The organism is Massilia sp. TWP1-3-3, from assembly GCF_049897805.1.
Taxonomy (GTDB): Bacteria; Pseudomonadota; Gammaproteobacteria; order Burkholderiales; family Burkholderiaceae_D; genus Telluria_A.
In genome coordinates, this window is sequence record NZ_JAFCWX010000066.1 from 1 (window position 1) to 6,927 (window position 6,927).

A 6,927-nucleotide genomic window follows, 5' to 3' on the forward strand; every position below is an offset into this window, starting at 1 on the left:
ACGCTGCGCTTCCGTCAACTCAACTTTCATCGCTACACGCATGATTTCCCCTCCATATGACAAGGATACATGCATATATATAATAAGTCTTATTATTTATGACGCACTACACTAGGTCCGGGGAAGATTGCACTCTATGACGACGTCATGCAGGCGTTTCTCGACGGTCTTCCACCGAAAGATGCCAAGCGGGTCCAAATGCACGGCGGAGCTCCAGCACGTACGCAGATCTGGCAGTACGGCGACGCCCTGTTCGTCCGCACGGCTTATGACATTCAGAGCGCGTTCGATCAGAGCCTGGCTTCAGGTGACGGAACGCGTGTCTACCGTCTGGCGCCGACGCCTTATGTCACGTTGTCCGAGATGGGCCGCTCGGTGACGCTTCAATTGGATATCAACTGAGAGGTCAGACTATGAGTTCAGTTCAATCAGATGTCGGGCGCCAGGGAAAAGTGACGGCCGCGGCCATTGTCGTCGCGTGCGTGGCGGGCGGCTATGTTGCGGTCACCTGGCTGACCGACAGCTCGCGCAAGCAATCGCAAGTCAGTGCAGTCCAGACCCAGTCGCGCGGCACGACCACGCAGGAAAGCGAACACTATTCCCAGGTTCTCGACCGCTATAACCGGGAGAAAGCGAGCGTCGCCGAGCAAACAGGTGATTCCTATCTGTCTGTTATGTCGAGCCGTGCGAACAGCGTGGCGTCGCCGTCGGCGGCTCAAACGCCGGCTCAAGCGCCGGCCCAAGCAGCCTACCAGCCACCACCGCAACAGGTCGTGTACTACCCGCAGCAGCCGGCACAGCAGGCTTACCATCAGGATCCGCAGCGCGCCAAGGAGGTTGCTGAGCAGACGCAGGGTTTGATGGCCAACTGGGCGCCTACCGGCCATAGCTTGGCGCGTACGTCGACCGACGCGGCCGACTACGCAAAGTCGCTCGCGCGGCCGTCCGAACCGTTACAGGCTCAACAAGGCGCAGCGGCCGCCGCGACTGCGAATTTGAAGGTGGTCGAGGACTTTGCGATGGTGCCTGCCCTGCTCGAGACGGACATCGATACCGACGAGAATTCGATGGTACGAGCCAGTATTCCGAGTGGTCCGTATGCGGGTGCCGAATTGTTCGCCTTGGGTTACAAGCGGCTGACGAACACGGTCGACATGACATTTACATTCATGAAATGGCAAGGGCGTTCTTACAAAGTCACCGCAAAGGCAGTGGACCAGACTTCTATGCGCACGTCGCTGTCGGGCGATGTCAACAATCGCTATTTTTCGCGCATCCTCCTGCCCGCAATAGGGATGGGTCTCGGTCGGGCCGGACAGCTCTACGAGCAGGCGAGTACGCAGAACATCATCACGCCGCTGGGCGGTGTCGTACAGACTTATCCCGCCAAGCCGAGCGCGTCAGCAGTGATGGGTACGGTCGTCGGCGGAATCGGCAGCCAGGCGGGCCAGGTGCTGGCCAACGACGCAGCGAACATGCCGCTCAAGCAGGTTCTCATCCCCAAGAAGACGACGATCGGAATCCAGTTCGTCGGCCCGGTGCTGGCCAGCGACGATATGGCAGCTGGTGCAGTTGGATCAGCGCAACAGGGTGAGCCGGTTGCGGATGCTCTCAGCGCGCTCAGTCTGCCGGCCGCGCAGCCTCCACGCACGAACCCACCGACTGCGCTTCAAGGCGCTGGCGCGCAGCAAGGGCACGTCTCCGCCGGCCAGCTGCAGCAGTACGTACCGCCGCCACTTCCGCTGTATTCCCAGTAGTAAATCTGTAAAACCACCAACACAAAAAGGCACCGCATATGAGTGAGCCGATTAATAGAGACAAGGCGCCGGCGTCGGGCGTGGATGTTTTCAACATGAAGCCGAGCTCAAAGCCGGACAACACAGCGAGCCAAAGTGATGCGGCCACCTCTGGAGCCGGCGTAGAAGGATCGGGCTGGGCGTTGAAGGCCGGTCCGGTCCACTTCGCTGTCGTCGCGGTCCTGATCGCCGGGGCCTGGATTGGTTGGCCCTATATGTCCGGTGGCTCTGCCGCAAGCAACCAGCTGGCCACCTCGCCGCAAGTGCTTGTCCCCAGCGACGGTCGAATAAATACGACGAGCAAGCGGCTCGCGCCGCCCTCCCCGTCTCCTGCCCCGGCTCCAATGGCGGTCGCGGCGCCTGGGCCGGTGCCAGCGGTGATGCCGGCATCAATGCCAGCGCAGGCGTCGCCACGCGAAATGGAACTGCAGGCTACGGTTGCTGAGTTGCAGAGCAAACTCGCTTCTGCCGAAGCTCAGGCAGCGGCGCGCACGCCCCCTGCGCAGGCGACGGTGGCCAAGCCAACGACTTCGCGCAAGCCTCAGGCGAAACTGCATGACGTGGGCAGGTCGCGTCGTGCCGTCGCCACCCGCGCCGGGCCGACGCTGCATGGTTACACGCTAAATACCGTCTATCGCGAACAGGCGTGGATTCAAGGCGCCGAGCGAACCTATGTTGTGCGCGCAGGCGACGTAATCGACGACGTGCGGATCGTGCGTATCGATCCGCGTGCACGCCAAGTTGTCACCTCGCGTGGCGTGATTCGGTAGGGGTGGAACATGGACCTGGCTCAGATGATTATCCACTTCGCATCTACCTTCTCGGTAGCGATGTGGCGATTCCTGTGGGTGCTGGGCGCTCTCGTCGGGCTTATATACGTAGGCAACTCGTTGATGCGTATGCAGCGCGCGTCGCGCTTTCCGGGCCAAAACCCTGTGACCACCGGGGACATCCTCCCCATCCTGATCATCGGCGGCCTGCTGCTCAATCTTTCGCGCTTCATCAACGCGACTTGGAATTCAATCGGAATCGGCACCGTCACCTACGGGCCGATCGCGTACAGCGGTGCCGCCGATTTCGGGCGCTTTGCAGAAGCAATCAATGCTGTTCTAACCCTTGCGAGTGTGGCAGGTGGCGTCTTCTTCTTTAAGGGCGTTTTATTCCTGAAGAAAGCATCGGTAAACGGTGAATCGTCACAAGGCGCAGACGATTCTGTCTGGCGCGCTGTCACCCACATGCTGGGTGGGGCGGCGCTGGTGCAGATAACGGAAACGATCGACTCGTTTCGGCAATCATTTAGCTTGTTCTGGTAGGAATTTTTCTTTCAAATGGAGAAATAGTAATGAAAAACCATCTGCTCAAGCCCATCGAATGGGCCACTGATATGACTCGCCAAGCCCACGTCGCCCTGCTGGCCAAGAGCGAAGAATTCGCGCAGTGCCCGCGTCAACGTCGTCTTATGACGGCGAGTGCCGCTCTGACTTTCATCGGGATGTTCGTCGCCACTGCAGCACACGCCCAGGATGGCATTGCGGGCATGGTGGACAAGGCTGCGCAACAAGGCGACACCATAAAATCGGGAGTGGGCAAATTATTCGCTGCAGCCGGTTTCGGCGGCGCTGGCTACGGCGGCTACAACTGGTGGCGCAAGGGCAAGGAAGGCGAGCAAAGCCACGTCAAGGGTAGCCAAATTTTCGTCCCTATCTTGGCTGGCGCGGTGCTCGGCGCAACTGGCTTCGTAATGATCAAGATGGGCGAAACGGTCGGCATCCAGGGCTCCTCGCAGGGCCAATTGCCAAACTAACGGCGTACTTTAATGGGGGGCGGCCGAAAGGCCGCCCGACAACCTATGACGACAGATCGAAACGACAATCACGATCCGGCTACCGTCGATCCGGCGAAGGTGCACCCGAAACCGAGCTTGGGTGCGAACTTCGAGGTTCCGACGTACCCAGCACTGGGGTTTTCCACGAAAAGCAGGGTCTGGGGCGACAAGTCGCCTAGTGCGACCGAGCCGACCGCCCCCGCCTACACGGCGGCGTTGCGCCGGCAGATCCTGGTCGAAGGCGGGCATCGTTGCACGTTCTGCGGTTTTTATTCCGAGCGGAACGAGGTGCACAATTTGAACGACATCCATCGCGATGTCCGTCCCGAGAATCTGCGTCCCGCAGACGCTCTCTGCCACGGTTGGCAGCATCTGGGAGAGCTCGGAGAAGGTAACGCGGTCGTGGCCTATCTGCCGGGGCTGAGTGGTCAGGATGCGAATCACCTGCAGCGCACGATTATGGTCGCGCTGGAGTCGGACGAGGCCAGCCTGCGCGAGGAAGCCAAGAGGCTCTTGAACTGGATGGCATCCCACCGCGACTATGCCAACGACGCATGGGGAACGAGCGAACCTGCTGTTTTTGCTTCCGCGCTGATTCGTCATGGAGACCGCGAAAGCCGTGCCGTCGTGTTTCAGGATCTCGCCGTTGTTTTCAATCCGGGCACTTTTGCCCAACACGTCGCTTCATGGTCGCAGGAAGCTTACCGAAATCTGCCCGTCGGCAGATGGCACCAGGTTTATCACGACGTCATGAATGCGCCAGCATAAGAACACGTAAGGAGCGAACATGGGCTTTCTGGATAAAAGCGTGCAGGCTGTCGAGGACACTCTGGCGTATCTCGCGCGCTACATGATCGGCAAAGATCTTGCCGGCTACTGCGAGCTGGCAACTGCCATCGGCCTCACGGACGAGGATATCAAGCGTCACCCTGAGCTGAAAGACCCCTACACACTCGTGACGAGCAACCAGTCTCTTCTGACCGTGTTTGACGTACAGGGCACCTATCAGATCCTGTCCGATGACGACTTTGGCAAGATGGTCGAGAACTTGCGCATCAAGATGAATGGGTACCTGAAGCGCTACGGTCACTCAATCACGTTAGGGTTTGAGCGCGATCCGGACCGATCGCTCGATGAGCTGATGCGTCTTGCAGAACCGCAGCTCAATGCCGCGCGTCGCATCGGTCTTAACTCGGAAGACTTGATCCTTGACCGGGTAAGGCGCAACGCTCCGCTTGTGGCCTGGGAGCAAAACTTGATGGTGGTGTACACGCACCTGAACGTCATGAGTTCCGAGGAAACAAAACGCGAAATGAAGGAGCGCGCGCAGGAGGCTATGAAGCATAAGCTGCCTCGCATCGAATTCGGACAGAATCCGGCCTCGGTACTCATGGCCATGAAATATCGGCATGACACGATGGTTGATCGCGTGACCGCGGACTTCGAGCACTCCGGAGCGGAGGGGCGGCCGGGGATCATGCTCAAGCCACTAAGTGCCCATGAGGCTGTTAAGCGCGTACGCATCATGGTCAACCGCGAGAGGACTTCACAGAAGTTCCGCCCGGTACTGCCCGGCGATCGGTTCATCCCGCGTGGCCGCGAAGAGAAGGATGACTGCTCCGATCTGGCTCCGGCACCGGTTAGCTTTCAGATTTGCACGAACGATGTCGACAATGACCGCGATCTCATCCTGACAGACAGCCTGTGGCACGGAAACCTCTCGATGGAATTAGGCCCGCAGCAGCCCCAGCCTTTCTCGGCGCTGTTCGATTCAGTCGACCGTTCGATCCCATGGCGCATGCGCATCGACATCAACCCGGGCGGGCTCAACGAAATGCGCGCGCGCCAGATGATGGTGGCGTTTGTCGGCATGTTGCCGAACAACCGACAGATTCGGCAATCCTTTATCGACCTGAACGAGCGTAGCAAAGAAGATGCGATCTGCTCAATGAAGATCACGGCGTCGACCTGGTCAGGCAGTAAAAACGACACGAAAACACGCCTTGCATCACTTGAGAAGGCCATTCAGGCGTGGGGAACCTGCCAAGTGACGTCGGTGCATGGCGATCCACTGGCGGCATGGGCATCGACCATTCCGGGCTTCACGACGAAGAACATCGCCAATAGGATGGTGCCGCCACTGCCGGACGCCCTGAAGCTGATGCCGTTGCAAAGGCCAGCCACGCCCTGGAGCGACGGGGGTTCGTGGATCGTCCGGACACCTGACGGCAAGATCTATCCGATTCAGCTGGGAAGCCGGCTGCAGGACACCTGGATCGAGTTGATTTCGGCGCCCCCGGGGAGCGGAAAGTCCGTCGCCATGAACTCGATGAACAGCGCGACGGTCCACCGCGCCGGCAATGTTCGGCTTCCGTTGATGACGATTGTCGACGTCGGGCCGTCCTCGTCCGGTCTGATCCAGCTGCTTCATGATTCCCTGCCGGAGCACCGCAAGAGCGAGGCCGCGTACCTGCGCCTGCAGAATTCAATCGATTACGCAGTCTGCCCGTTCGACACGCAGCTCGGGGCGCGCTATCCGACCGTGCGCGAGCACGAATTCTTGGTCGATTTCATGACTCTGTTCTGCACGGATCCCGCAACCAAACGCGCACCGCCAGGCTGCGCGCAGGTAATCGAAATGCTATTGCCTATCGCCTTTGAGGACCGTGCCAAAAAGGGCGCAAACTTCTACGAGCCGCTGGTTGAGAAAGCGGTCGACGCCGTGCTGGAGCAGTCAGGCTTACGGGCGCATCATAACGAGGAATGGTGGTCGGTGGCCACCTGGTGGGAAGTGACGGATATGCTGTTCCAGGCTGGCTACGTGCGCGAGGCGTCCATTGCACAACGTCAGGCTGTGCCGGTGCTTCCCGACTTCTCCGCATATCTCAACAACCCGTCTATCAAGGATTTGTTCGGTGAAGCGACGATCAACGGCAGCAGCGAGTCGTTGCTCAAATATATCTACCGGTGCCTGGCGGTGGCAACGCAGAATTACGCACTATTTGCAGGACGCACTCGTTTCGAGCTAAACAGCGAAACGCGCGTGGTGTCGATCGATCTGAACGACGTGATCGGGGCTAAGACGCCCGAAGGCTGCCTGCGTACCGCAGTGATGTACATGTTCGCTCGCCAGATGGCAGCAAAAAACTACTTCTTGCGTGACGAAGTGGTCCTCCCGGTGATACCCTGTTGACGCTGATCGAATATTGACCCACCCTGCTGATTGAAATTTGACCCAGGGGCGGGCGCTGCGTTTGATGCTAGCAGCTGTGGATAAGTATACCAAATAGCAAGGGGAATTGGCGC

General features: G+C 59.2%; 7 protein-coding genes. All 7 read left to right on the top strand.

Features of this window, described 5'->3' with window-relative positions; all coding sequences use genetic code 11:
- The first annotated feature begins 126 nt into the window (after positions 1-126).
- From ACP7D4_RS27220 to ACP7D4_RS27250, 7 genes are read left to right on the top strand one after another with little or no spacing between them, the layout of a single operon-like run.
- Positions 127-402: a DotH/IcmK family type IV secretion protein gene (locus ACP7D4_RS27220; RefSeq protein WP_426212503.1), complete on the top strand. Its 276-nt coding sequence runs from the start codon at positions 127-129 to the stop codon at positions 400-402.
- Positions 403-413: 11 nt separating this feature from the next.
- Positions 414-1,757 carry a conjugal transfer protein TraO gene (gene traO, locus ACP7D4_RS27225; protein WP_426212491.1) on the top strand — a complete coding sequence of 448 codons (1,344 nt, stop codon included), beginning with the start codon at positions 414-416 and terminating at the stop codon, positions 1,755-1,757.
- A 38-nt stretch (positions 1,758-1,795) separates the two neighbouring features.
- Positions 1,796-2,566: a hypothetical protein gene (locus tag ACP7D4_RS27230; RefSeq protein ID WP_426212493.1), complete on the top strand. Its 771-nt coding sequence runs from the start codon at positions 1,796-1,798 to the stop codon at positions 2,564-2,566.
- A 9-nt stretch (positions 2,567-2,575) separates the two neighbouring features.
- Complete coding sequence (traQ, locus tag ACP7D4_RS27235) at positions 2,576-3,109, top strand: conjugal transfer protein TraQ (RefSeq protein WP_426212495.1); 534 nt, start codon at positions 2,576-2,578, stop codon at positions 3,107-3,109.
- Positions 3,110-3,138: 29 nt separating this feature from the next.
- On the top strand, positions 3,139-3,600 hold the full coding sequence (locus ACP7D4_RS27240; RefSeq protein WP_426212497.1) for a DUF6750 family protein: 462 nt from the start codon (positions 3,139-3,141) through the stop codon (positions 3,598-3,600).
- Positions 3,601-3,645: 45 nt separating this feature from the next.
- Complete coding sequence (locus ACP7D4_RS27245; protein ID WP_426212499.1) at positions 3,646-4,389, top strand: HNH endonuclease; 744 nt, start codon at positions 3,646-3,648, stop codon at positions 4,387-4,389.
- A 19-nt stretch (positions 4,390-4,408) separates the two neighbouring features.
- A complete protein-coding gene (locus ACP7D4_RS27250; RefSeq protein ID WP_426212501.1) occupies positions 4,409-6,814 on the top strand; it encodes a conjugal transfer protein TraU in 2,406 nt (801 codons plus the stop codon).
- Positions 6,815-6,927 lie beyond the last annotated feature (113 nt).